The organism is Cobetia sp. 5-11-6-3, assembly GCF_013374055.1.
Taxonomy (GTDB): domain Bacteria; phylum Pseudomonadota; class Gammaproteobacteria; order Pseudomonadales; family Halomonadaceae; genus Cobetia; species Cobetia marina.
Window position 1 is genome coordinate 161,180 of sequence record NZ_BLWJ01000003.1, and the last position, 23,004, is coordinate 184,183.

The window sequence follows — 23,004 nt, forward strand, 5'->3', positions numbered from 1 at the left end:
CTGTCCGGACATGAAAACGCCTCGCTCGGTCACCCGAGCGAGGCGTTTTCATCTGGCGTATCGCGAGAACGGCGGCCGATCAGACCAGCGCCGGGCCCGCCGCGATGATCGCCTCATCCACACCGGCGAACTTCTTGAAGTTCTCGACGAACTTGGCGGACAGGTCACGCGCCTTGCTGTCATAGGCAGCGCGGTCTTCCCAGGTCTCGCGCGGGTCGAGCAGGCTGGAATCGACGCCCGGCACACGCACCGGCACATCCAGGTTGAGCACGTCGATGTGACGCGTCTCGATATCGGCGAGTGCGCCGTTCTGGATCGCGCTGATGATGCTGCGGGTGGTCGGGATGGAGAAGCGTGAGCCACCCTCTCCGTAGGCACCACCGGTCCAGCCGGTGTTGACCAGATAGACGCGCGAGCCGAACGCCTCGATGCGCTTGATCAGCAGATCCGCGTACTCACGCGCCGGGCGCGGGAAGAACGGCGCGCCGAAGCAGGTGGAGAAGGTCGCCTCGAGGCCGGCGGTGGAGCCCATCTCGGTGGAGCCGACCTTGGCGGTGTAGCCGGACAGGAAGTGATAGGCGGCCGCCTGCTTGCTGAGCACGGACACCGGGGGCAGCACACCGGACATGTCGCAGGTCAGGAAGACGATGGCATTCGGCTCACCGGCACGATTTTCCGGCACGCGCTTCTCGATGTGCTCCAGCGGGTAGGCCGCACGCGAGTTCTGGCTGAGAGTGTCGTCGCCGTAATCCGCACCGCGACGATCATCCAGCACCACGTTTTCCAGCACGGCGCCGAACTTGATGGCATTCCAGATGACCGGCTCGTTCTTCTCGGAGAGGTCGATGCACTTGGCGTAGCAGCCCCCTTCGATGTTGAAGACGGTGCCTTCGCCCCAGCCGTGCTCGTCATCGCCGATCAGATGGCGCGCCGGATCGGCGGACAGAGTGGTCTTGCCGGTGCCGGAAAGACCGAAGAACAGCGTGGTCTCGCCGTCATCACCGACATTGGCGGAGCAATGCATCGGCAGCACGTCCTTTTCCGGCAGCAGGAAGTTCTGCACCGAGAACATGGCCTTCTTCATCTCGCCGGCATAGCGCATGCCAGCCAGCAGAACGCGACGACGTGCGAAGTTGATCAGCACCACGCCATCGGAGTTGGTGCCATCGCGCTCGGGCTCACACACGAAGTGCGGCGCGTTGAGGATGGTCCACTCGCTCTTGTCCTTGGCATTGAAGCTGTCCGGACGCACGAACATGGTACGCGCGAACAGGTTGTGCCACGCCGTTTCCGTGGTGACACGAATCGGCAGGTAATGCTCGAGATCGGCGCCGACGTGCAGTTCGGACACGAAGCTTGTCTGCGCACCGAGGTAGTCCTCGACCCGGTCCCACAGCGCATCGAAACGCTCAGGGCTGAACGGGCGGTTGACGCTTCCCCAGTCAATGGCGTCCGAGGTGGACGGCTCATCGACGATGAAGCGGTCGTTCGGGGAGCGACCACTGCGAGCCCCCGTCTCCACGACCAGCGCGCCGTTGTCGGCCAGACGTCCTTCGCCGCGAGCCACTGCCAGCTCGATCAGCTCTGCGCTGCTGAGATTGGTGTGAGTGGTCACCGCACTGTCTTGATGCTTGCTCATTCGCGTCTCCGCGGCTCAGGGCCGCCCTCTCTCTTGATGGCTCTTGCCAGATGCCGGCGGTACATGCCGCAGGCTTATTTTGGGGTATCGAACGATGCTGCCGGAATCGACCATGGCCTAGAGGCCATGTTGCCGCAACGGAGCGTCCAGCCCCGTACTGGCAAGGCATTATGGCAAAAAGGGACTCGGGCGGAAACGCTGATTGCTGCAACGCCCGACAGCGCATTGACTGACACTCGAGACGCGAAATGTCCGACAATTTCACATCGCTCGGCTGCCCCCCCCCTGCCGCTGGCCCCATGATGGGCGTCCCTCCTGCACTCCTGCCCCTCCTGCCCATCGTCGACAGCGCCTGCCCATCGACAGCTGCTGCGCATCGACAGTCTCCGCCCGAGACTTCGGCCAACACTGCCCGAGCTGACGCAAGGCAGGCCAACAGGCCGCGCTGGCGCCAGCGCGATTGCTGGACTCAGTGGACGATCGGGCTGCCTGCAGCCGGGTCTTCGATGATGGCTTCAACTTCCGCGGCATTGAAGGAATACCGGGTATGGCAGAAGTGGCATTGCGTGGCCAGCTCACCATGTTCAGCGACGATCTGGCGCAATTCGTCCGCGGCGATGCTGTGCAGTGCCGCGCCGAGACGCTCACGAGAACAGGTACAACCGAAACGCAGCGCCTTGGGTTCGAAGATGCGCACGGTCTCTTCGTGATAGAGACGGTGCAGCACGTCCTGCTGATCAAGCACCAGCAGTTCTTCGGCCTTGAGGGTGTCGGCGAGATGGACGACTCGCTCCCAGGCATCGGGGTCCTTGTTGGCATCGTCGTCAGGCAGCTGCTGGAGCATCACGCCACCGGCACGCTGTGCATCGGCCATCAACCACAGACGCGTCGGCAGCTGCTCGGACTGACTGAAGTAGCTTTCCAGGCAGCCGGCGAGGCTGTCCTGATCGATCGCCACGATCCCCTGGTAACGCTTGCCGTCACGCGGGTCCAGCGTGATGACGATCTGCCCCTGCCCCACCAGAGCCTGGAGCGTGGCTTCATCGGTCGGCAGCACGTCCTCGTCACTGAGACGGGCAATGGCACGCAGCTCACCGCCGGGATTGGACTCGGCCATCAGCTGACGCACGATCCCCGTGCCACGCACTTCCAGTGTCATGGTGCCATCCAGCTTGATGGTCTCGGTCAGCAGCGCCACCGCTGCCAGCATCTCGCCCAGCTGGCGCGAGATGGCCTGGGGATAGGCATGACGATCAAGGACTTCGGCATAGGCCTTGTCCAGGGTGACGATCTCGCCGCGCACATTGGTGGCGTCGAACAGGAATCGCTGGATCTGATCGAAATTCGGCGCCGTCTCTTCGTGGGCGTCGCCGGCTTGCTTGTCAGGGTCTTGCATGTCGTGATCACTCATTGGGGGCTCCTCGAACCGAGCCATCGCTGCCACCAGCTCGTGGACCACGAGCTGGTGGCAGCGATGAACCTCGGCGACGACGCAGGCCTGCCTCGGCTTCGGCACCGAAGGCCGGGCCGTGCGTCATGAATTGGGTAAGTATCAACGTGACGTCCACAGGCATTCCCCCCGCAAGGGTGGCGAGAGCCTGTGTCGTCAGCTTTCGGAATCCTGGCGCTGGAAGCGGTGGATGCTGCGCCGCTGCTTCTTGTCGGGACGCCCCACGGGCGGGCTCATGCCCTGATTGCCAAGGCGACGCACCTCGGCCTCCCGTTCGCGGCGCGCACGCGACTCCTGCGTCTCCTGATAGAGTGCCTGCGCCTGGGGGGCGCCACGGCGCTGGTCGCTGAGTGCCAGCACTTCGACCACCAGCCGATCCCAACCTTGCGGCACTTCGATCAAGGCGCCGACCTCGACGGTCTTGGACGTCTTCACCTTGCTGCCGTTGTACTGGATCTTGCCACCTTCAATGGCTTTCTTGGCCATGCCGCGCGTCTTGAAGAATCGCGCCGCCCACAGCCACTTGTCGATGCGTACCTGGTCACTCATCAAGACTCCTTGCGCTCCTCGTGTTCCAGATGAAGGCCGCCACCCGCCGTCAGCACGGCAAAGCCGTCCAGTCCGTGCACGTGCTCGAAGTCACGCGCTTCGCGCTTCGAGTCCGGCTGACGCACGCCCAGCAGATGCGCGATACCATAGGTGCGCGCACTCTCCAGCACCTGGGGATTGTCATCGATGAACAGGGTACGTGCCGGCTCGAAGGGCTCGATCTCGTTGAGCCGATGCCAGAAGGCCTGCTCCTCCTTGGCGTGTCCGAGATCCGCCGAGGAGACGACGGCATCGAAGTAATCGCCCATGCCGGTCAGACCGAACTTGAGCTCGATCCCGTGACGGTCCGCGTTGGTCGCCAGTACCACGCGCTGCGGTTGATCCCGTAGCCAGGCGAGAAAGTCCTCTGCCTCGTGGCGATACCCGATCAGATGCTGCACCTCACGCTTGAGCGCGACAACATCCAGCTTCAGCTCGCGGCTCCAGTAATCGAGGCTGTACCAGTTGAGCGTGCCGGATTCGCTGATGATGCGCGCCTTGAGGTCCGCCTGCAGCGCGCTATCGAGACGATGCAGCTCACAGTAGCGGCGTGGCAGGTGCTCCAGCCAGAAGTGGCTGTCGAAATGCAGGTCCAGCAAGGTGCCATCCATGTCGAGCAGCACGGTGTCGATCGTGGTCCAGTCAATCATCGGTAGTCTGTCAGCCGGCGGGGAATTTGGGGTTGTATAGTGTAAAGCATGGTCCTGCGCTGCGCATGTGCCCACACGGGACATCAGCGATGCCGGCAAGCTCACGACAATTGCCCTGCCCGGCACAGCCTGCCACGATGGGCGCGACAGCTTGAGGCTCGGGCATGACCGCCTGCCCGGCGCCCGCTTCTTGATCTCTGCCTTGAGGACTTCCGATGGATGATGCGCCACGCCCCGATCACTCGACCATCGGGCACTACGCCGATGGAGACGCGCTGCCCCCCCCCCGTATCGACTCGCGACGCGAGGTGGCTCGCTCGCGGCTGTTTACCGTCGAGGCGCTGGAACTGACCTTCTCGAATGGCGCGACGCGCAGCTTCGAGCGTCTCAAGAGTGGTGGCCATGGTGCGGTGATGATCGTCGCCATGCCAGACCCGGATCACGTACTGCTGATCCGTGAATATGCCGCCGGGCCGGAGCAGTACGTGCTGACCCTGCCCAAGGGGCTGATCGACCCCGGCGAAGACCCGGTGACCGCCGCCAACCGTGAACTGATGGAGGAGTGCGGTTTCGGCGCTCACGACATCGAGCCGCTGGCCGAACTGAGCCTGGCACCCAACTACATGGATCACCGCATGAACGTCATGCTGGCGCGTGACCTGTACGAGAAGCGTCTGCCGGGGGATGAGCCGGAACCTCTGGTCGTCGAGCGCCATCGCCTCGACGAGCTGCCGGCATTGCTGGCACGCGAGGACTTCCACGAGGCGCGGGCCATCGCCGCCCTCTTCATGGCCAGGGAGCGCCTGCTGGCCGGCGAGGCGCTCCATAGCCCCGACTGGTGGTAAGGCGTCGGGCGTGCCCTGGCCCTGCCCTCTCGCGCTGTTCTTCAGACAACGACAAGCCCCCGCCAATGGCGGGGGCTTGTCGTTTCACCCGTGATGTCAGTGGACGGATCGTGCTGGCGACCTGCCCGGACACACCACGAGATCATGCCGTACCCGAGTCATCCTCGGGATCAGAAGACGTTCACTCGGTCTTCATGCTGCCATCGGCAGTGTTGGCCGAGCCGGACTCCGGGCTCACACCCATGTGGTCCTCGCCTTCGTCCATCACCTTGCCGTGCTTGGCGGATTCAGACTGTGCGGTCCCGCCTTCCACCATCATGGAATCCTTCTTGGTGTTGGCAGAACCACTTTCGGTATTGCGTTCGGCATCGTCTTGCACCATGCCACCTTCATGGCCAGCGGCTGTGCCACCCTCTACCTTGGTGGAGTGAGCACCGGTATTGGCGGAACCGGTATTGCTGGATTCGTGGTGATCGGCATAGGCAGCGGCGGTCGGCAGTGCAAAGGCAGTTGCGATGAGTGCAGCAGTCAGCTTGTTCATGATCCATCCTCCAGTAGCGGTCTGATGCAAAAGGCGAGCAGATGATTCACTCGACCGTTGCCGTTGAGCCGCGGCATGCATCGGGATCGAAGTGATCCTCTGTCATCCGGGCCAGGCAAGACGACGGGCGAGCGATTCACCTGCGTCTTGCGGATAAGGGTTGCCAAGACATCCTGTCGTGACATCGTCAGAGCTCGTGATCACTCGAAAACCGTCACTAGAGTTGTACCGTGAAAGCGTGACGAGTTGGCGAGTGATGACATTGATCTGATCGAGCGTGTTCCATCACACAGCGTCTGATGCCTAAAGATATGGAACTACTTGGGCTGAGTTTCAAGCACAGGAAGGAAAGAAAAATGATCTGCCAGAGAATTACTTGTACAAGAGTGAATCATCGCGTCGCGTTTAATTAGCGCCTACCCCGCTCCAGGACAGCACGGCAGCAGGCTCCAGCCCGACGATGCAGCCATCCAGTGCGATCGGATGCCCAAGATTCGCTTGCAGTATTTTACTCAACGAAACATTTTGTAACTCTGTTTGAGAAGCAAGGACACTTCCTCGCGGCCACTCGCAGTGCACAGCATCATCCTCTCTACGGGCACCGCCACCGACATGCTGACCACGACAGGAGAATCACATGCCAGATGTGCTGATAGGGGGCCGCGCGGGACAAGGTTCGGCAGGCCACATCACGCTGGACGCAGCATTGGCCAATCGCCATGGGCTGGTGGCGGGCGCGACGGGCACCGGCAAGACCGTCACCCTGCAGGTACTGGCCGAGGAATTCTCGCGCATGGGGGTGCCGGTGTTCACTGCCGACATCAAGGGCGATCTTTCCGGCATCGCTGCCGCCGGCACTCCCCATCCTCGCATCGATGAGCGCTTGAACAGCCTGGGGATCGATGATTGGCAGCCGCACGCCGCCCCCGTCAGACTATGGGACCTCCATGGCAAGAGCGGTCACGCGGTTCGCGCAAGCGTGGCATCGATGGGGCCCGAGCTGATGGCTAGTCTGCTGGAGCTCAACGAGACCCAAGGCGGCCTGATGCATCTGGCCTTCGATCACGCCGAGCGTGAGGGTCTGGAGCTGGTCGACCTCAAGGACCTGATCAGCCTGCTGAAGCACATCGAGCGCGAGCGTGACAGCTTCGAGGCACGTTACGGCAGCGTCAGTCCCCAGAGCCTGGGGGCGATGCTGCGTCGGGTCCACGTCCTGGCCACGCAGGGCGGCGAACGCTTCTTTGCCGAACCGGCACTGGATATCCACGACATGCTGGCGACGCGCGGGCATGCAGAGCAGGCCCGTGGCTATATCAATCTGCTCGACGGTCGCGAGCTGATGCAGAGCCCTCGTCTCTACACCACCTTCCTGCTGTGGTTTCTGTCCACCCTGTTCCGCGAGCTTCCCGAGCGCGGGGATGCCGACCGGCCAGTACTGGTGTTCTTCTTCGATGAAGCGCACCTGTTGTTCGATTCAGCCCCCAAGGCACTGCTGACGCGTCTGGAGCAGACGGTCCGCCTGATTCGCTCCAAGGGCGTCGGTGTCTATTTCGTGACCCAGTCACCCGCCGACATCCCCGATGAGGTGCTCGGTCAGCTGGGCAATCGCATCCAGCATGCGCTGCGCGCCTTCACACCGCGTGACCAGAAGGCCGTCAAGACGGCCGCCGACACCTTCCGCCCCAATCCGGAACTCGATACGGCGCAGGTGATCACGGAACTGGGCGTAGGCGAAGCTCTGGTCTCGGTACTCGATGCCAACGGCACACCGACGCAGGTGGAACGCACGCTGATCGCCCCGCCGCGAGGACGCATCGGTCCATTGAGCGACGCGGAGCGTGCCACGCTGCTGGCCGATTCCTCCCTGGCCGGGCGCTACGACGAGCGCGTGGATCGTGAGTCCGCCCATGAGCGACTGGAGGCGCGACTTGCCGCCCAGGCGCAAGCCTCACATGCCACGAACCCCCGTGAGCCTGACAAGACCAGGCCCGGGGAGGCAGACCGTGACCCAAGCCAGCGTCCATCGGAAGACGTTGATTCTGAAGAAGCCCGGTCTGAAGGGGCGCAAGCCACCCGGCCGCCCGCTGCCGCCAGGCCCTCTCGGGACACCGGAGGTGGTCGCAAGCGCCAGGGCGTCATGGAAACCTTGCTGAAATCGGTGATGCGCGCGCTGGGGTCGCAGCTGGGACGCTCCCTGATTCGCAGCCTCCTTCGCTCATTCACACGTCGTTGACGCGCTGACCGGGCAAGACAATGACCGCCTCGCCCTTCCAGCTGCCACGAAGGGCTGCCCACGCTTCGGCATGGGTAGGCATACATGGTCAATGTCCTGCAGGTTTGCCTGTCTTTGACTGACATCAAGGCATCACACGATCTTCACTCGCGTCTTCCCGGAACCAGCCATACTGGAGAGTGCTGCTTACCGGCAGCACACCCATACACTCAATGGCTCGCCAACACTCTCGGGGAGGCTTCACGATGTGCATGAACGAAGAAGTGATCGATCACTGGCTTGACAGCAACTGGTTCAGTATCGAACTGGCACTGGAAGACCTGGAAGCTCAGCAGCAGCCGGCACCACCGCTGGCCGAGGCGGCCTGATTCCCGCCCACGACTCGTGAGCAGTACCAGCAGACCGCCATCAACGTCCTTGCGAAGACACGCCAATCCATGGCGAAGGCAAGGAGCCCTCATTTCGGAGCCCCTCATCGAGACCCTCGCTGAGGGGCTCTGCCCTTGTCAGCCTGTAAAGACTGCCCGCTGCGTTTGCGAAAGGTTGAGACAATCGATTTCCTCGCCTGTCACGTCTCACGGCAAGTCGTATATTGAGGTGTGGTATGGAAAGCCTCCCTCTCCTGCAGCATGTCAGATAAGGATATCGCATGATGCCAAGCTCATTCTCTGCCGTGCCCTTGCCTTCGGGCAACGCCGGACCCCATGATTCCCTGCTGCCAGAGCACCTGCAGGCACTGCTGGCGCTCAGCCTGACACCTGAGCCCTCCCACGAACGCCACGTGGAAGCCCATCTGGATGCCGGTTGCCGTCTGCTTGGCATGACCACCGCCATCCTCGGACATGCAGAATCCAGTCGCTATGAGATCATGGCGGCGGTCAATCCCCCTGCTGGGCGAGAAGTCGGAGGCGAATGCCCACTGGAAGAGACCTGGTGTTCCAGCGTCATCGCGCAGGCTGCCTGCGTGGCTCATCGCCACATCAGCGCTGAAGAAGACACTCGCGCCCACGCTGCCTATTCCTGCATGCCCTTTGAAAGCTATGTGGCAGCGCCACTCTGGTCTGAAGGTCGCCTGACCGGCACGCTGTGCTTCGGCGATGAAACACCGCGCCAACAGGACTTCACCGCCAGTGAGCGAGCCCTGGTGGAGACGCTTGCCACGGCACTGGGCCAGCTGCTGGATGTCCAGCGCGCGAAAGAGCGCACACGCAGTGAGCTCGACAACCTGCGTCTCGCCTACCAGAAAATGGAAGGACTGTTCTCCCATTGCAGCCTGCCCATGGCCCTGATGGACTTTCATGGCCACTGGACCCGCATGAATCCGGCCTTTTCCCGACTGCTGGGCATGGAGCCAAAGGAACTGACATGCAGTGCCCTGGAAGACATCTCGCACCCACAGGACATGCTGACGTGCCGCGAGGCATTGAGCGCCATGCGGACGGGCGACATCAGCGAATATCGGCAGCCACACCGTTATCTCGGGCGTCATGGCCAGATGATCGACGTGATGCTGGAGCTGAAGGTGATCGACAGTCGCGCCGGGATCATTCTCTCCCAGCATGAAGACATCAGCGAGCGCCGTGCTCATGAAGCGAGCCTGACCAAGCTGCGCCACCAACTGGAAACTCGCTCGCCTGCCGCTGGCCGACTCCCCGGCTCGACACTCGACAAGCTGATGCCGTTCGAATTGATCGAGCAACAGCTGGACAACGAGATCGCGCGCAGTGCACGCCATGGCCAGCCATTGTGCATCCTGATCCTCAGCGTGGATGACCTTGAGGATTACACGCGCGAATATGGCCACGTGGCGGGAGAACGCCCTCTGCAGCAGGTGGCATCCATCCTGCGCAACGCCAGCCGCAAGAGCGATCTCCTGTGCATGCGTGAGGACAACTCCTTGATGGCGATCCTCACCAGCACCGATGCCAGCGGCGCGATCATCCTTGCCGAACGCGTCCGCCATGCCGCCGCCGAACTGTCAGGGCTGGATCGGCCGATCACCTGCAGTGTCGGCCTGACCGGCTATCATCCGGCCCCCGACACCATGAGACTGGCCAATCGACTCGAGTTGATGGACCGTGCCCAGCAGGCGCTCAAGAAAGCCCAGCGCCAGGGATGCAACCGGGTACGGTTTCTCGATCCAGACCCGGTCATGCCGCTTGACGCCGGTACGCTGACCACCCTGCCGCCAAAGCCTGCCGGTACTGACTGACTCAGGGCCCGGAGCGGCTGAAATGCACGGCAACCACTTCGAATGCCAGACATGCAAACGGCCACCCCTCGGGGTGGCCGTTTGCATGTCATTGGCGTCCTGCCTGGTGATCAGTGCTGCCGGTCTTCAACAGGCACTGACCGCCAGCACCTTCACGGCGGCACTGGCGGACGGGATCAATCCAGCTTGCTCAGATCACGCACGGCGCCCTTGTCAGCCGAGGTCGCCAGCAAGGCATAGGCCTTGAGCGCGGCGGAGACACGACGATTGCGCTGGATGCTCGGCTTCCAGGCATCCTTGCCGCGCGCATCCATCGCTTCACGACGCGCATGTAGCTCGCTATCGCTCAGCTGGACATTGATGGTGCGATTGGGGATGTCGATCAGGATGGTGTCACCGTGCTCGACCAGGCCGATGGCGCCACCCGCCGCCGCTTCCGGAGACGCATGGCCGATGGACAGGCCAGAGGTACCGCCGGAGAAACGACCGTCGGTGAGCAGCGCGCACGCCTTGCCCAGTCCCTTGGACTTCAGGTAGGACGTCGGGTAGAGCATTTCCTGCATGCCCGGACCGCCCTTCGGCCCTTCGTAGCGGATGATCACGACATCGCCTTCCTTGACCTTGTCGGCCAGGATGTCTTCCACCGCCTGATCCTGAGATTCGCAGACATAGGCACGGCCTTCGAAGACGAGGATGGAGTCATCGACGCCCGCCGTCTTCACCACGCAACCATCCAGTGCGATGTTGCCGTAGAGCACGGCCAGGCCGCCCTGAGTGGAGAAGCAGTGATCGTAATCGCGGATACAGCCCTGGGCGCGATCACCATCCAGGCTTGGCCAGCGCGCGCTCTGGGAGAAGGCGGTCTGGGTCGGGATCCCGCCCGGACCGGCACGATAGAACTCGATCACCTCATCGGTGGGCGAGCGCATGATGTCCCACTCTTCCAGCGCCGCAGACAACGAGTCGCCATAGACGGTCGGCACCGAGGTATCCAGCACGCCGGCGCGGTCCAGCTCGCCCAGAATCCCCATGATGCCACCGGCACGGTGCACATCCTCGATGTGATACTTCTGGGTGTTCGGCGCCACCTTGCACATCTGCGGCACGCTGTGGGACAGCTTGTCGATGTCGGACATGGTGAAGTCGACACCGGCCTCCTGAGCGGCGGCCAGCAGGTGCAGGATGGTGTTGGTCGAGCCCCCCATGGCGATATCCAGCGTCATCGCGTTGGCAAACGCCGCCCGTGAACCGATGGCACGCGGCAACAGGTGCTCTTCGTTGCCTTCGTAGTAACGGCGTGCCAGCTCGACGATACGATGCCCGGCGTTCTCGAACAGGCGACGACGATCGGAGTGAGTCGCCAGCACCGTACCGTTGCCCGGCAACGCCAGACCCAGCGCTTCCATCAGGCAGTTCATGGAGTTGGCCGTGAACATGCCCGAGCAGCTGCCACAGGTCGGGCAGGCGCTGCGCTCGATCTCGGCGACCGTCTCGTCGTCGACGCTGTCATCGGCCGCGATGACCATCGCATCGACCAGGTCGAGACCGTGGTCCAGCAGCTTGGTCTTGCCGGCTTCCATCGGGCCACCGGAGACGAAGATGACCGGAATGTTGAGGCGCATGGCGGCCATCAGCATCCCGGGGGTGATCTTGTCACAGTTGGAGATGCACACCAGCGCATCCGCACAGTGGGCATTGACCATGTATTCGACGCTGTCGGCGATCAGGTCACGCGACGGCAGCGAATACAGCATGCCGTCGTGCCCCATCGCGATGCCATCGTCCACCGCGATGGTGTTGAATTCCTTGGCGACACCGCCAGCCTTCTCGATTTCGCGCGCTACCAGCTGCCCCATGTCCTTGAGGTGGACGTGGCCGGGCACGAACTGGGTGAAGGAGTTGGCAACGGCGATGATCGGCTTCTGGAAGTCACCATCTTTCATGCCGGTGGCGCGCCACAGGGCGCGGGCGCCGGCCATGTTACGACCTGCGGTGGTCGTACGGGAGCGATACTCTGGCATGGTGTCCTCGTCAATGATGCTTGGCCACTCTCCTGTGCAGAACGATCGACGGAGAACATCCCCTAGCGCGGGGCTTGTCCGGGTGATCCTTCGCACGGGAGTGGCTTCTGTTTTGATCAGGCTGCGCTTCGCTTGTGAAAAGACGCAGACCTGGTGTCCAGTGGAGATGCGGGGCATGTGAGCCACCGCTATCTGCCTGAGCTTAATTCTGTCATGTCCCGCCCCTGCTTGCCTACCAGATAGCATCGCATGTACGCGGCGGCAGCGTGAAAGACGCCGCGATGGCTCCCGAACGTTGAATGCCGCAACTCCTAGCGTGGGTTTCCCCCGAGAGGCGCTGTTTACACTGGAAGATGACATATCAGGCAGTGTCAGACATCCCTCAAGGAACAGGAGTCACCCATGGCCGGAAAATTCGTCATCACCCGCGGCAAGGACAGCAAGTTCTATTTTGCGCTCAAGGCCGGCAACGGTGAAAAGATCCTCCAGAGCCAAGGCTATGCCGACAAGCGCGGCTGCCTGAACGGCGTGGAATCCGTGCGCAAGAACGCCGCCGAGGAAAAACGCTTCACGAAGGAAGTCGCCAAGGATGGTCGCTTCTATTTCACGCTGCTGGCCGCCAACAGCCAGCAGATCGGCCGCAGCCAGATGTACAAATCGGAATCCGGGCGCGACAACGGCATTGCCAGTGTCGGACGCAATGCACCGGAAGCCGCCGTACTGGAACAGCTCGATACCGCCTGAATGCCCGCGAGCGTGACGTCTGCATGCACACGACGCCCCACGGAAAAGCAGAAGCCCCGCCGATTGGCGGGGCTTCTGCTTTTCGTCGGATGTCGCTATCCATCCCCGCCGTGCGTTGTCAGTGGCGCTGCGCGTTGTCGCTGTCAAAGACCACTCGTGCCACATCCGCGTAGCGGGCCGCGAAGTGGACGATCATGCCCTCCTTCAGATAGTCGGGCAGCTCATCATAATCCCGCTGATTGGCCTGTGGCAGGATCAGTTCGAAGATGTCACTGCGGCGTGCGGCAATGACCTTCTCACGGATACCGCCCACCGGCAGCACCTGCCCGGTCAATGTCAGCTCACCGGTCATCGCCAGTCCCTTGCGCGGCGCCTGATGCCTGGCCAACGACATCAACGCCGTGGTCATGGTCACGCCAGCGCTCGGGCCATCCTTGGGCGTCGCCCCTTCCGGCACGTGCAGGTGAATGAAGGACTCATTGAAGAAGTCAGCCTCGGCATCGTAGGCCTCAAGATTCGCCAGGGTATAGGAATAGGCGATATTGGCCGATTCCTGCATCACTTCCCCAAGCTTGCCGGTCAGCTTCAAGCCACGCGTCAGGCCGTGCACACGTGTGGCCTCGATGGGCAGGGTCGCGCCGCCCATGCTGGTCCAAGCAAGCCCGGTCACCACGCCTTCGCCGGCCAGGACCTTCTCGCGACGGAAGATCGGCGCCCCCAGGAATTCCTCGAGATTCTTGACCGAGACCTTGACCGTCGGCAGGTCCTCCTCGAGCAGCTTGACCGCCGCCTTGCGCACGATGCGGTGCAGCTGCTTCTCCAGCTGACGCACGCCCGCCTCGCGAGCATAGCCCTCGATCACCTGACGCAGCGCGGCGTCACTCAGATTGATGCGCTTCTTGGGAATGTTGTCGCGTGTCAGCAGCTTCGGCCACAGGTGATGCTTGGCGATCGCCATCTTCTCTTCGGCGATGTAACCGGAGAGGCGTATCTGCTCCATGCGGTCCAGCAGCGGCCCCGGGATGCTATCCAGCGTGTTGGCGGTACACACGAACAGCACCTTGGACAGATCGAGGCGCACGTCGAGGTAGTGATCGAGGAAGTCGACGTTCTGCTCCGGGTCCAGCACCTCGAGCAGCGCCGAGGCCGGATCGCCCTGAAAGGACTGCCCCAGCTTGTCGATCTCATCCAGCATGATCACCGGGTTCTCGACCTTGACCTCCTTGAGTGCCTGTACCAGCTTGCCGGGCATGGCGCCCACATAGGTACGGCGATGCCCCTTGATCTCCGATTCATCGCGCATGCCGCCGACCGAGAAGCGATAGAACTCGCGCCCCAGTGCCTGGGCGATGGAGCGCCCGATCGAGGTCTTTCCCACGCCGGGCGGGCCCACCAGCAGCAGGATCGAGCCACCGACATCGCCCTTGAAGGTACCTTCGGCCAGGAACTCGATGATGCGTGATTTCACGTCATCCAGCCCGTCATGGTCGCGATTGAGCACCTTGCGCGCATGGGCGAGATCCAGCTGGTCGGTGGAGGTGATGCCCCAGGGAAGCGAGGTCAGCCAGTCCAGATAGTTGCGCGTGGTGCCGTACTCCGGCGAGCCGGTCTCCAGCACCGAGAGCTTGTCGAGTTCGTCGTCGATGCGCGATTGCACCCGTTCGGGAACCTTGAGCTCATCGAGGCGTCCGCGGAAGGTATCCACATCATTCTCGCGATCATCCTTGGAGATGCCCAGTTCACGCTGGATGACCTTGAGCTGCTCACGCAGGAAGAATTCACGCTGATGCTTTTCCATCTGCGCGTTGACCTGCTGGGAGATCTCGGTCTGCAGCTGGGCGACCTCGATCTCCTTGCGCAGCAGCGGCAGTACCTTCTGCATGCGCTCCATCACCGGCAACGATTCCAGCACCTCCTGCAACTCCGGCCCCTTGGCCGAGGTGATGGCAGCGGCAAAGTCGGTCAGCGGGCCGGGTTCATGCGGGCTGAAGCGATTGAGGTACTGCTTGAGCTCTTCGCCGTAAAGCGGATTGATCGGCAACAGCTCCTTGATGCCATTGATCATCGCCATCGCGTAGGCACGCGCCTCGTCGCTCTCGGCATCCACCGGCTCGCGCGGATAGGTCACCTCGACCAGATAGGGCGGCTTGCGTGACAACCAGCGGGTGATCCGGAAGCGGCGCAACCCTTGAGCGATGAACTGGACCTGATCCTGGCCATCTTCGGGCTTGTGGACACGCACTGCCGAACCGATCTCGGGAAAATGCTCAGCCCCCATCTCGTCGACTTCGACATCACCGACGAAGGCCAGCCCCACCGCGTGGTGTGGCGTGTTGCCGACCCGCTCCATGGTCTCTGCCCAGCGCTGCTTGTTGATGACCAGCGGCTGGACCTGAGCCGGAAAGAAGGGACGATTGTGGATCGGCAGCAGGTAAAGGCGCTCAGGCAGCTGATCACCACTGGGTACCAGCCCACCAGCCCCCGGGGAATGCTCAGGCTCTTCCTGACTGGCATCTTCAAAACCGGACAGAACGTTATCGTGATCGGAGGTATCTTCGTGACGTGACATGCAACCCTCGTGAAACCGGGCCTCGGTTGAGGCGATCATCTTCACCAATGTGGTCTGTCGTGCACTTTATCAAGTACTGTCGGGCACTTGTCTGACGGGATGCCTGTCTATCGGCACCGGTTCACCACCTGCCGACGGATACGACAAGGCCCGCCAGAAGGCGGGCCTTGTCAGCTGTCCAGCACGATGGCAGACAGAAGGGTACGGTCAGATCCGAAGGTGGCTCAGTCACCTGTGAAAGACAGGTCGCTCAGTCAGGCTGGCTCAATAGATCGGCTTGCCATTGACGAGCAGCGCATCCCCATCGATGGTCAGCACCAGGTTCTTGTCAGCGGAGTCCGGCGGGATGCCCGCCATCATCGCCAGCATCGGCGGCACATTGCGGAATTCGAAACGTCCACTCATGCGATCCAGGAAGGCACGCTGCCCTTCGATGGTCTGCAGTTCGGCGATGCTCAGATCGGTCATGCCGGCCCCATCGAGAATCAGCTGCCCCTCACCCTGCATGTCGACACCGAAGACTTCGCTGCGCGCCTTGAGGGACTCCAGCGTCAGACGAGGAGACGTGCTCAGCATGGTGAACAGCGGCGCCTCGACCTTCTCGAGCATGGCGACCTGCTGATCTTCCGTCAGCTCTTCAAACGGCTTGCCGGCCTCTTCCAGCAGGCCCTGCAGCTGAGTGATGAAATCATAGACCGCCGCGCCCTGAAGACGGTCGATCGACAGCGCCAGACTGCCGCTGGCCATCTGCTGATCACCGGCACTCACGTCCTGCACGGCCAGCTTCATCAGATAGCGAAGCTCGGTCGGGTCTAGCCGCGTCTCGCCGGAATAGCTGATATCGGTCGCCACCACCGGCGGCTGCCCCATGCCATTGTCGATGGTCAGCGTATCCAGCTCGATCTTGTCATCCTGGCGGAAGTCGTTGTCCGCACCACGATAAAGACCGTTCAGGCTCAGGGTACCGACGCTGATCTTCTCGTCACCATTGGTGATCTCGAAGGGAGAGACCTCGCCGTCGACGGTGATCTCGGGAGTATCACCGCCATCATGTGACGCCGTCAGCTCGCCGCCCTTGAAGTCGAAGCGCGTGCCGCTTTCCGGGTCCTGCCATTCAAAGACAGGCAGTGTCACCGTGGTATCACTGGCACCGCTGAAATTGTCGACGCTGCCATCGAAGGCGATGGCCTTTCCATCCCCGATGACCTCGGAAAGCACATCGCGGGCCGGTGTACCGTACTGCAGCTTGATGTTGCCCTTCATGCTGGTGGAGAGCAGGCCATGACCGGCTTCATAAGGCAGCACGACACGCACGGGCCCTTGCTGCTCCCCCGTGGCAAGCTCCATCTTGAGTCGACCGCTCGAGTCGAACCAGCCGCTCTGCACGTCATCGCGGCTGGCCTTGATGTCGGCGCTGCTGTCGAGCTCCGCCACCATTCGCGCCATCTCGTCTTCGAAACGCTGACTGGAATACGCCACGCCACCGACATAGCCGGCAGCACCGATGACGACGACAGCCGCCGCAGTTACGAGTCCCTTGCCCATCGTTGTTATCCCTTGTTTATCATTGTTGAAGCGTCACACCCACCACGCAGTGCCTCGCTTCCTGTTCAATGCAGCCACAGCCATAGATGCATGGTCGACCAGGCGAAGATGCCGGCGAAGATGTCATCGAGCATGATGCCGAATCCCCCCGCCACGCGACGGTCAGCCCAGCGGATCGGCCATGGCTTGAGAATGTCGAAGACCCGGAAGACCACGAACCCCCAGAGGGCAGCCTGCCATGAAAACGGCACGGCGACCATGGTGATCCAGTAGCCGACGAATTCATCCCAGACGATGCCGGAATGATCGTGGACGCCCAGATCCTTCGAGGTGCGATCACAGATCCAGATCCCGAGAACGGAGGCGGCCACCACGATGGCGATGTAGGGCCAGAGCCCCAGTCCCGCCATCATCCAATAGAACGGAATGGCGGCCAGGGTGCCGAAGGTGCCGGGCGCAAAGGGCGCCGTGCCACTGCCGAGCCCGAAGGCCAGGAAATGGACGGGACGACGCCAGACACTGGCAGGAGCACGATTCATGAGCTCACCTCCGTGGCATCCGCCGGCGGGAAGTGCTGCCAGCTGCGTCCCGCGGCGGCCTGCTCGACCCCTTCCTGCTCGAGGATGACACGCGGCTCGCTTCCCTCCACTGCCTGCATGCGCCCGATGACGCTCAAGGACAGATTCAGGGGGCGCAGCGCGTTGATGGCGCTCTCGAGATGCTCTTCCGGCATCGTCAGCAGCAACTCGTAATCATCACCGCCATTGAGGACCGCCTCGCGCGCGCCCTGCTCGCCCAGCGCCGCCATCAGCTCCGGCGCCAGCGGCAGTTCGCCAAGCTCCAGCGCCGCCGACAGCTGACTGGCACGACAGATGTGTGCCAGGTCACCCATCACGCCATCGGAGACATCCAGGCCCGCACTGGCCAGCTGGCGCAGTGCGAGGCCCGCCTCCACACGCGGCTCCGGACGCAGATAGGCGGCCAGACACGGGTCCAGCACATCCCGCGTGCCGGACTGCCATGCCTTCAGACCGGCATGCGCCATTCCCGGTGCGCCCGTGATGACCACCAGGTCGCCTTCACGGGCACCATCACGTCGCAGGATGGGACGGGATACGCTATCCGGATGGCCTGCATCCTCCAGCATCAGCGGCAGCTCGCCATGCACGGTGATCGTGATGGAGAGCGGGCCGCGTGTGACATCGCCCCCGACCAGGGCGATGCCATGACGTTCGGCCAGCGCATGGAAGCCGGCGGCGAAGCCATGCAGCCAGTCCTCGTCGACCTCCGGCAGCGTCAAGGCCAGCAACGCCCAGCGCGGCGTCGCCCCCATGGCGGCCAGATCGGAAAGATTGACCGCCAGGGCGCGATGCCCGATCGAGGACGCCGGAGCATCCGGCGGGAAGTGAACGCCCGCCACGGAGGTATCGACACTGATCGCCAGCTGCATGCCATCACCGGCGGCGAGGAGCGCACAGTCGTCACCCGGCCCCAGCAGTACGCCCGGTGCCCCGGACAGATCGCGCTGGAAGTAGCGGGCGATCAACTCGAATTCGCCCGGCATGTCAGCGCAGGCGGGCCTGGGTCACCTCGGCGCTGCGCAGCTTGACTGCCAGCTTGTCGAGGATCCCGTTGACGTACTTGTGACCATCGGTGGCACCGAAGGTCTTGGCCAGCTCGACCCCTTCGTTGATGGCGACACGGTACGGCACTTCCATGCGCTTGGAGAGCTCGTAGGCGCCCAGACGCAGGATGGCCAGCTCGATCTCGTCGAGATCCTGAAGACGACGATCCAGCAGCGGGCTGATGCTGGCATCCAGCTCTTTCTGGAAACGCGGCACGTTGTGCAGCAGCTCATGGAACAGCGCCTGGTCAGCGATGCGCATCACCTCGACCCAGTTCTCGTGCAGCTCGACATCGTCATCGACCTGCTGACCGCGAAACTCGGCTTCGATGGTGGTCATGCTCTTGCCGGTCATCTGCCACTGGTAGATGCCCTGGACCGCCAGCTCGCGCGCGGCACGGCGTGCCTGCTGCTGCTTGGACGGCTCACGCTCGGAACGTTGCTGACGTTCGCTCATGCATCACCTCCCATGGCCTTGAGCAGCGAGACCATTTCCATGGCAGCCATCGCGGCTTCAGTGCCCTTGTTGCCGGCCTTGGTGCCCGCACGCTCGATGGCCTGCTCGATGGAGTTGACCGTCAGCACGCCATTGGCCACCGGCGTGTCGAACTCGAGCTGCAGACGAGACAGGGCGGAGTTGCATTCACCGGCGACATATTCAAAGTGCGGCGTGCCACCACGAATCACCGCGCCCAGCGTGATGACGGCGTGCGGCTTGACCTTGGCCAGCACGGCCTTGACGGCCAGCGGGATTTCCCAGGCGCCCGGCACGTGGATCAGGTCGATGTTTTCCTCATCGACGCCGTGGCGTACGAGGGAATCGACCGCGCCTTCCACCAGGCTATCGACGACGTGGTGGTTGAAACGCCCGACGACGATGACGTAACGGCCATCGACATTGGTGAAGGTGCCTTCGAGTTGAGCAATCGGTTGCATGGTCAGTCCACAATGCTAGCGCCCCGGCGAACCGGGGCGGAGATATCAATCATACCGGGAGCGACGACCGCGACTGGTCACCACTCCCGCCATTTGGGTAGTGCCGGGGCCTTATGCACCCACGGTGTCTGTGCCACTGGCCGCGTCATCACTGCCGATCAGCTCGACCACTTCGAGGCCGAAACCGGACAGCGCAGAGAACTTCCACGGCGAGCTGAGCAGACGCATCCGGCCGACGCCGAGATCCCTCAGGATCTGGGCACCGGTACCGGTAGTCAGATAGTTGCCCGCACCATCGGATTCGTTGGTGCGCGGCGTACGACGTCGTCCGAGGAAGACATCGAGACGTTCCTTGTAATCCTGTGAATCACTGCCGGTATCCAGCAGCACCAGCACGCCCGCATCAGCGGCAGCGACCTGTGACAGTGCATCATGGAGCGCCCAGCTGCTGCTGCCCGGCTGACGCAGGGTCAGGAGGTCACGCATCGGGTCCTCCACATGCACACGCACGGTGGTCAAGGCGTCAGGCGTCGGCGTGCCCTTGACCAGCGCCAGATGGTGACGGCCCTGGATGCGATCGCTGAAGCAGTGCAGCGTCAGCTCGCCGAAGGCCGTCTCGACCTGCTCGCTGTCCAGCACTTCCACGGTCTGTTCGTTGTGGATGCGGTATTCGATCAGGTCCGCGATGGTGCCGACCTTGAGATCATGCTCGGCGGCAAAGCGCTCGAGCTCCTCACGACGCGCCATGCTGCCGTCGTCGTTCATGACCTCACAGATCACGCCGGTCGCGCCAAAGCCCGCCATGGAGGCCAGATCACAGGCCGCCTCGGTGTGGCCGGCACGACGCAGCACGCCACCCGGTTCCGCCATCAGCGGGAAGATATGCCCCGGCTGGACGATATCCTGCGGACGGGCGTTGCGGGCGGCAGCCGCCTGCACGGTACGTGCGCGATCAGCAGCGGAGATACCGGTGGTGACGCCTTCGGTGGCTTCGATGGAGAGCGTGAACTTGGTACCGAAGCCGGAACCGTTGGCCTGCACCATCAAGGGCAGCTGGAGCTGCTCGCAATGCTCACGCGACATCGGCATGCAGATCAAGCCACGCGCATGACGCGCCATGAAGTTGATGTGCTCGGCTGTCACGGCTTCCGCGGCGATGATGATGTCGCCTTCGTTCTCACGATCCTCGTCATCCATGAGGATGACCATCTTGCCCTGCCGGATATCCTCGACGAGTGCTGCGATGCCTGATAGCGCCATGCTTGCTCCACATTTCGGACCGCGCCGACGGTTGCCCGGCCCACGCGTGTTATCAAAAAGTCGGGCGTCAGGGTACCCCGCCACCCGGTTTTGCGCCAGCGCCCCGCGACGCCACTGTCGCCAGACAGCGGCAAGTCCTTGCGCTGGCAGGCAATTTCTCTCAGTCAGTTCAGCCGACAGGCTCGCCGTTGTCGGGCACTGCCGTGATGCGCCAGTCGCGCCCCACGGCACGAATCTCACGGATCTCGACCCGCCGCTGCTGCGCCATGTGCTCGAGTCCGGGCAGGGCCAGCAACGGACGCGCCTCCCCGCCCAGCAGCGTCGGCGCCATGAACAGCTGCATCTCATCCACCAGTCCGGCACTGAGCATGGCACCGGCAAGCACCGCACCGGTCTCCAGCAGGACCTCATTGGCCTGCTCGTGCTCGGCCAGATGGCGCAACAGCGCCTCGAGATCCACACGTCCCTCCGGGCCCGCCGGCAGCGCCAGCACCTCGGCGCCGGCCGCTTCCAACAGTCTGCGCCGTTCTGCCTGAGCCGCTGTCTCATCCGCGACACAGACCACCAGGGTTCTGCCGTCCTGTTCAAGGATTCGCGCCGCCAGTGGCAGGCGCAGATGCGTATCCACCACCACGCGCAACGGCTGACGCGCCACCAGCGCTTCGAGCCCCAGCGGATGCGACTCCAGCCCCAGCTGCTCGGCGCGCACGTTGAGGCGCGAATCATCGAAGATGACCGACTCGATACCGCTCATCACCACGCTGGAGCGTGCGCGCAGACGCTGAACGGCGCTGCGCGCTTCCGGGCCGGTGATCCACTGGGATTCACCGGAGGCCATAGCGGTGCGACCGTCCAGACTCATGGCCTGCTTGAGACGCACGAAGGGGCGCCCGCGCTCCATGCGCGACAGAAAGCCGGGATTGAGCGCACGCGCCTCCTGCTCCAGCACGCCCACCGTCACGGCGATGCCAGCGCCCTGAAGCATGGCGATGCCACGCCCGGCCACCTGCGGATTCGGGTCCCGCATGGCGATCACCACCCGCGAGATGCCCGCCGCGATCAAGGCGCGTGAGCATGGTCCGGTTCGCCCGGTGTGCGAGCAGGGCTCCAGCGTCACGTAGGCCACGCAGCCCAAGGCTTGCTCACCGGCGGCGGCCAAGGCGTTGACCTCGGCATGCCCTTCCCCGGCGCGCACATGAAAGCCGGTGGCGATCACCTCGTCAGTGACAGGGTCGACCAGCACGCACCCGACCCGTGGATTGGGATGGGTGGTGTAGCTTCCCAGGCGCGCAAGGCGCAAGGCATGCGCCATGTGGCGAATATCGCGACCAGGCTCCTGGCCGACTGCGGTGTCATGAGAGGTGAGGGACATGCAATACCTATCGGCGTGTGACGACAACATGGACCGCCCCGACAGTCGGACCGCAGGACGGTCGGGCGATGCGCGGATCAGGAGCGGCTGTCTTCCTCGCCGGGCAGGAAACTGGGCTCCTGGGCGAGGCGGTCGATCTCGGCACGGAATTCGTCCAGATCCTGAAACCGGCGATAGACGGAGGCAAAGCGGATATAGGCGACCTGATCCAGCCGCTTGAGCTGCTGCATCACTTCGTCACCGATCCGGCGCGCCTCGATCTCACGCTCCCCCGTGGCGCGCAGACGCTGACGGATACGCTCGACAGCCGCCTCGATCAGCTCCGAGGAGACAGGACGCTTCTCCAGCGCGCGCAACATGCCTGCCCGCAGCTTGTGCTCATCGAAGCTCTCACGGGAACCGTCACCCTTGACCACTCGCGGCATGACCAGCTCTGCCGTCTCGTAGGTCGTGAAACGCTCGCCGCAGGCCGCGCACTGGCGACGACGACGCACCTGGTCACCCTCGACCACCAGCCGGGAATCCGTGACCTTGGTTTCATGAGTTCCACAGAAGGGACAGTGCATTGTTGGGAGCCTGCTTGAGTGCGAGGTGGCGGCGTTGCGTACTTCGGCTTCCGGTACTGCCGAGCAGCGTCGGGCCACGGCAGCACAGCCGAAAGACTTGGAATGGGCGCCATTGTAACCGTTAAGACTCGTACACGGGAGCCTATGTCAGTCAGATCCTATCTGCGTTAGCCTTGAGGAGCGGAAGAGGAATCCGCATAGACTCCCGA

At 63.1% G+C, this 23,004-nt stretch carries 19 protein-coding genes; 4 read left to right on the forward strand and 15 right to left on the reverse strand.

Going from position 1 to position 23,004, the window contains the following annotated elements:
• Positions 1–79: 79 nt before the first annotated feature.
• The 4 genes from HXS66_RS06565 to HXS66_RS06580 all read right to left on the reverse strand — a co-directional run bounded on the left by HXS66_RS06565 (position 80) and on the right by HXS66_RS06580 (position 4,327).
• Entirely contained in the window at positions 80–1,639 is a 1,560-nt protein-coding gene (locus HXS66_RS06565; RefSeq protein ID WP_084208062.1) for a phosphoenolpyruvate carboxykinase, read from the reverse strand.
• Positions 1,640–2,108: 469 nt separating this feature from the next.
• On the reverse strand, positions 2,109–3,035 hold the full coding sequence (gene hslO / locus HXS66_RS06570; protein WP_176493583.1) for an Hsp33 family molecular chaperone HslO: 927 nt from the start codon (positions 3,033–3,035) through the stop codon (positions 2,109–2,111).
• Between the two features lie 210 nt (positions 3,036–3,245).
• Entirely contained in the window at positions 3,246–3,638 is a 393-nt protein-coding gene (locus HXS66_RS06575; protein ID WP_077374962.1) for an RNA-binding S4 domain-containing protein, read from the reverse strand.
• Positions 3,638–4,327 carry an HAD-IA family hydrolase gene (locus tag HXS66_RS06580; RefSeq protein ID WP_077374965.1) on the reverse strand — a complete coding sequence of 230 codons (690 nt, stop codon included), beginning with the start codon at positions 4,325–4,327 and terminating at the stop codon, positions 3,638–3,640. Before HXS66_RS06580 ends, HXS66_RS06575 begins: the two co-directional genes overlap by 1 nt.
• A gap of 215 nt (positions 4,328–4,542) precedes the next feature.
• On the opposite strand from HXS66_RS06580, the gene nudE reads away from it, so the two are divergent.
• Positions 4,543–5,172, forward strand: coding sequence for an ADP compounds hydrolase NudE (nudE, locus tag HXS66_RS06585; protein WP_176503126.1), 630 nt, complete (start codon positions 4,543–4,545; stop codon positions 5,170–5,172).
• Positions 5,173–5,353: 181 nt separating this feature from the next.
• Here the strand turns inward: nudE and HXS66_RS06590 are convergent, their stop codons facing one another.
• A complete protein-coding gene (locus HXS66_RS06590; RefSeq protein ID WP_065392586.1) occupies positions 5,354–5,713 on the reverse strand; it encodes a hypothetical protein in 360 nt (119 codons plus the stop codon).
• A gap of 637 nt (positions 5,714–6,350) precedes the next feature.
• On the opposite strand from HXS66_RS06590, the gene HXS66_RS06595 reads away from it, so the two are divergent.
• Both HXS66_RS06595 and HXS66_RS06600 read left to right on the forward strand, forming a co-directional pair.
• Positions 6,351–7,946, forward strand: a complete 1,596-nt coding sequence (locus HXS66_RS06595; RefSeq protein WP_176503127.1) for a helicase HerA-like domain-containing protein — start codon at positions 6,351–6,353, stop codon at positions 7,944–7,946.
• 649 nt (positions 7,947–8,595) lie between these two features.
• Complete coding sequence (locus HXS66_RS06600; RefSeq protein ID WP_176503128.1) at positions 8,596–10,158, forward strand: sensor domain-containing diguanylate cyclase; 1,563 nt, start codon at positions 8,596–8,598, stop codon at positions 10,156–10,158.
• A 176-nt stretch (positions 10,159–10,334) separates the two neighbouring features.
• Here the strand turns inward: HXS66_RS06600 and ilvD are convergent, their stop codons facing one another.
• Positions 10,335–12,179, reverse strand: a complete 1,845-nt coding sequence (gene ilvD / locus HXS66_RS06605) for a dihydroxy-acid dehydratase (RefSeq protein ID WP_136938759.1) — start codon at positions 12,177–12,179, stop codon at positions 10,335–10,337.
• Positions 12,180–12,581: 402 nt separating this feature from the next.
• Between ilvD and HXS66_RS06610 the strand changes: the two genes are divergently transcribed.
• On the forward strand, positions 12,582–12,923 hold the full coding sequence (locus HXS66_RS06610) for a YegP family protein (protein WP_077374980.1): 342 nt from the start codon (positions 12,582–12,584) through the stop codon (positions 12,921–12,923).
• Positions 12,924–13,041: 118 nt separating this feature from the next.
• Here the strand turns inward: HXS66_RS06610 and lon are convergent, their stop codons facing one another.
• The 9 genes from lon to nrdR all read right to left on the reverse strand — a co-directional run bounded on the left by lon (position 13,042) and on the right by nrdR (position 22,795).
• Complete coding sequence (gene lon / locus HXS66_RS06615) at positions 13,042–15,492, reverse strand: endopeptidase La (RefSeq protein ID WP_077374983.1); 2,451 nt, start codon at positions 15,490–15,492, stop codon at positions 13,042–13,044.
• A gap of 264 nt (positions 15,493–15,756) precedes the next feature.
• Positions 15,757–17,037, reverse strand: a complete 1,281-nt coding sequence (locus HXS66_RS06620; protein WP_077374986.1) for a DUF945 family protein — start codon at positions 17,035–17,037, stop codon at positions 15,757–15,759.
• 65 nt (positions 17,038–17,102) lie between these two features.
• Positions 17,103–17,576 carry a phosphatidylglycerophosphatase A gene (locus HXS66_RS06625; RefSeq protein ID WP_077374989.1) on the reverse strand — a complete coding sequence of 158 codons (474 nt, stop codon included), beginning with the start codon at positions 17,574–17,576 and terminating at the stop codon, positions 17,103–17,105.
• Positions 17,573–18,601, reverse strand: a complete 1,029-nt coding sequence (gene thiL, locus HXS66_RS06630) for a thiamine-phosphate kinase (protein WP_176503129.1) — start codon at positions 18,599–18,601, stop codon at positions 17,573–17,575. Before thiL ends, HXS66_RS06625 begins: the two co-directional genes overlap by 4 nt.
• A 1-nt stretch (position 18,602) precedes the next feature.
• Positions 18,603–19,118, reverse strand: coding sequence for a transcription antitermination factor NusB (gene nusB, locus HXS66_RS06635; RefSeq protein ID WP_084208057.1), 516 nt, complete (start codon positions 19,116–19,118; stop codon positions 18,603–18,605).
• Positions 19,115–19,597, reverse strand: a complete 483-nt coding sequence (gene ribE, locus HXS66_RS06640) for a 6,7-dimethyl-8-ribityllumazine synthase (protein WP_043331374.1) — start codon at positions 19,595–19,597, stop codon at positions 19,115–19,117. The genes nusB and ribE overlap by 4 nt, the downstream gene beginning before the upstream one ends.
• A gap of 111 nt (positions 19,598–19,708) precedes the next feature.
• Positions 19,709–20,857 (reverse strand): bifunctional 3,4-dihydroxy-2-butanone-4-phosphate synthase/GTP cyclohydrolase II, encoded by a 1,149-nt coding sequence (gene ribBA, locus HXS66_RS06645; protein WP_077374998.1) that lies wholly within the window; start codon positions 20,855–20,857, stop codon positions 19,709–19,711.
• A 169-nt stretch (positions 20,858–21,026) separates the two neighbouring features.
• Positions 21,027–22,229 (reverse strand): bifunctional diaminohydroxyphosphoribosylaminopyrimidine deaminase/5-amino-6-(5-phosphoribosylamino)uracil reductase RibD, encoded by a 1,203-nt coding sequence (gene ribD / locus HXS66_RS06650; protein ID WP_176493460.1) that lies wholly within the window; start codon positions 22,227–22,229, stop codon positions 21,027–21,029.
• A gap of 77 nt (positions 22,230–22,306) precedes the next feature.
• Positions 22,307–22,795 carry a transcriptional regulator NrdR gene (gene nrdR, locus HXS66_RS06655; RefSeq protein WP_077375003.1) on the reverse strand — a complete coding sequence of 163 codons (489 nt, stop codon included), beginning with the start codon at positions 22,793–22,795 and terminating at the stop codon, positions 22,307–22,309.
• Positions 22,796–23,004: the final 209 nt, after the last annotated feature.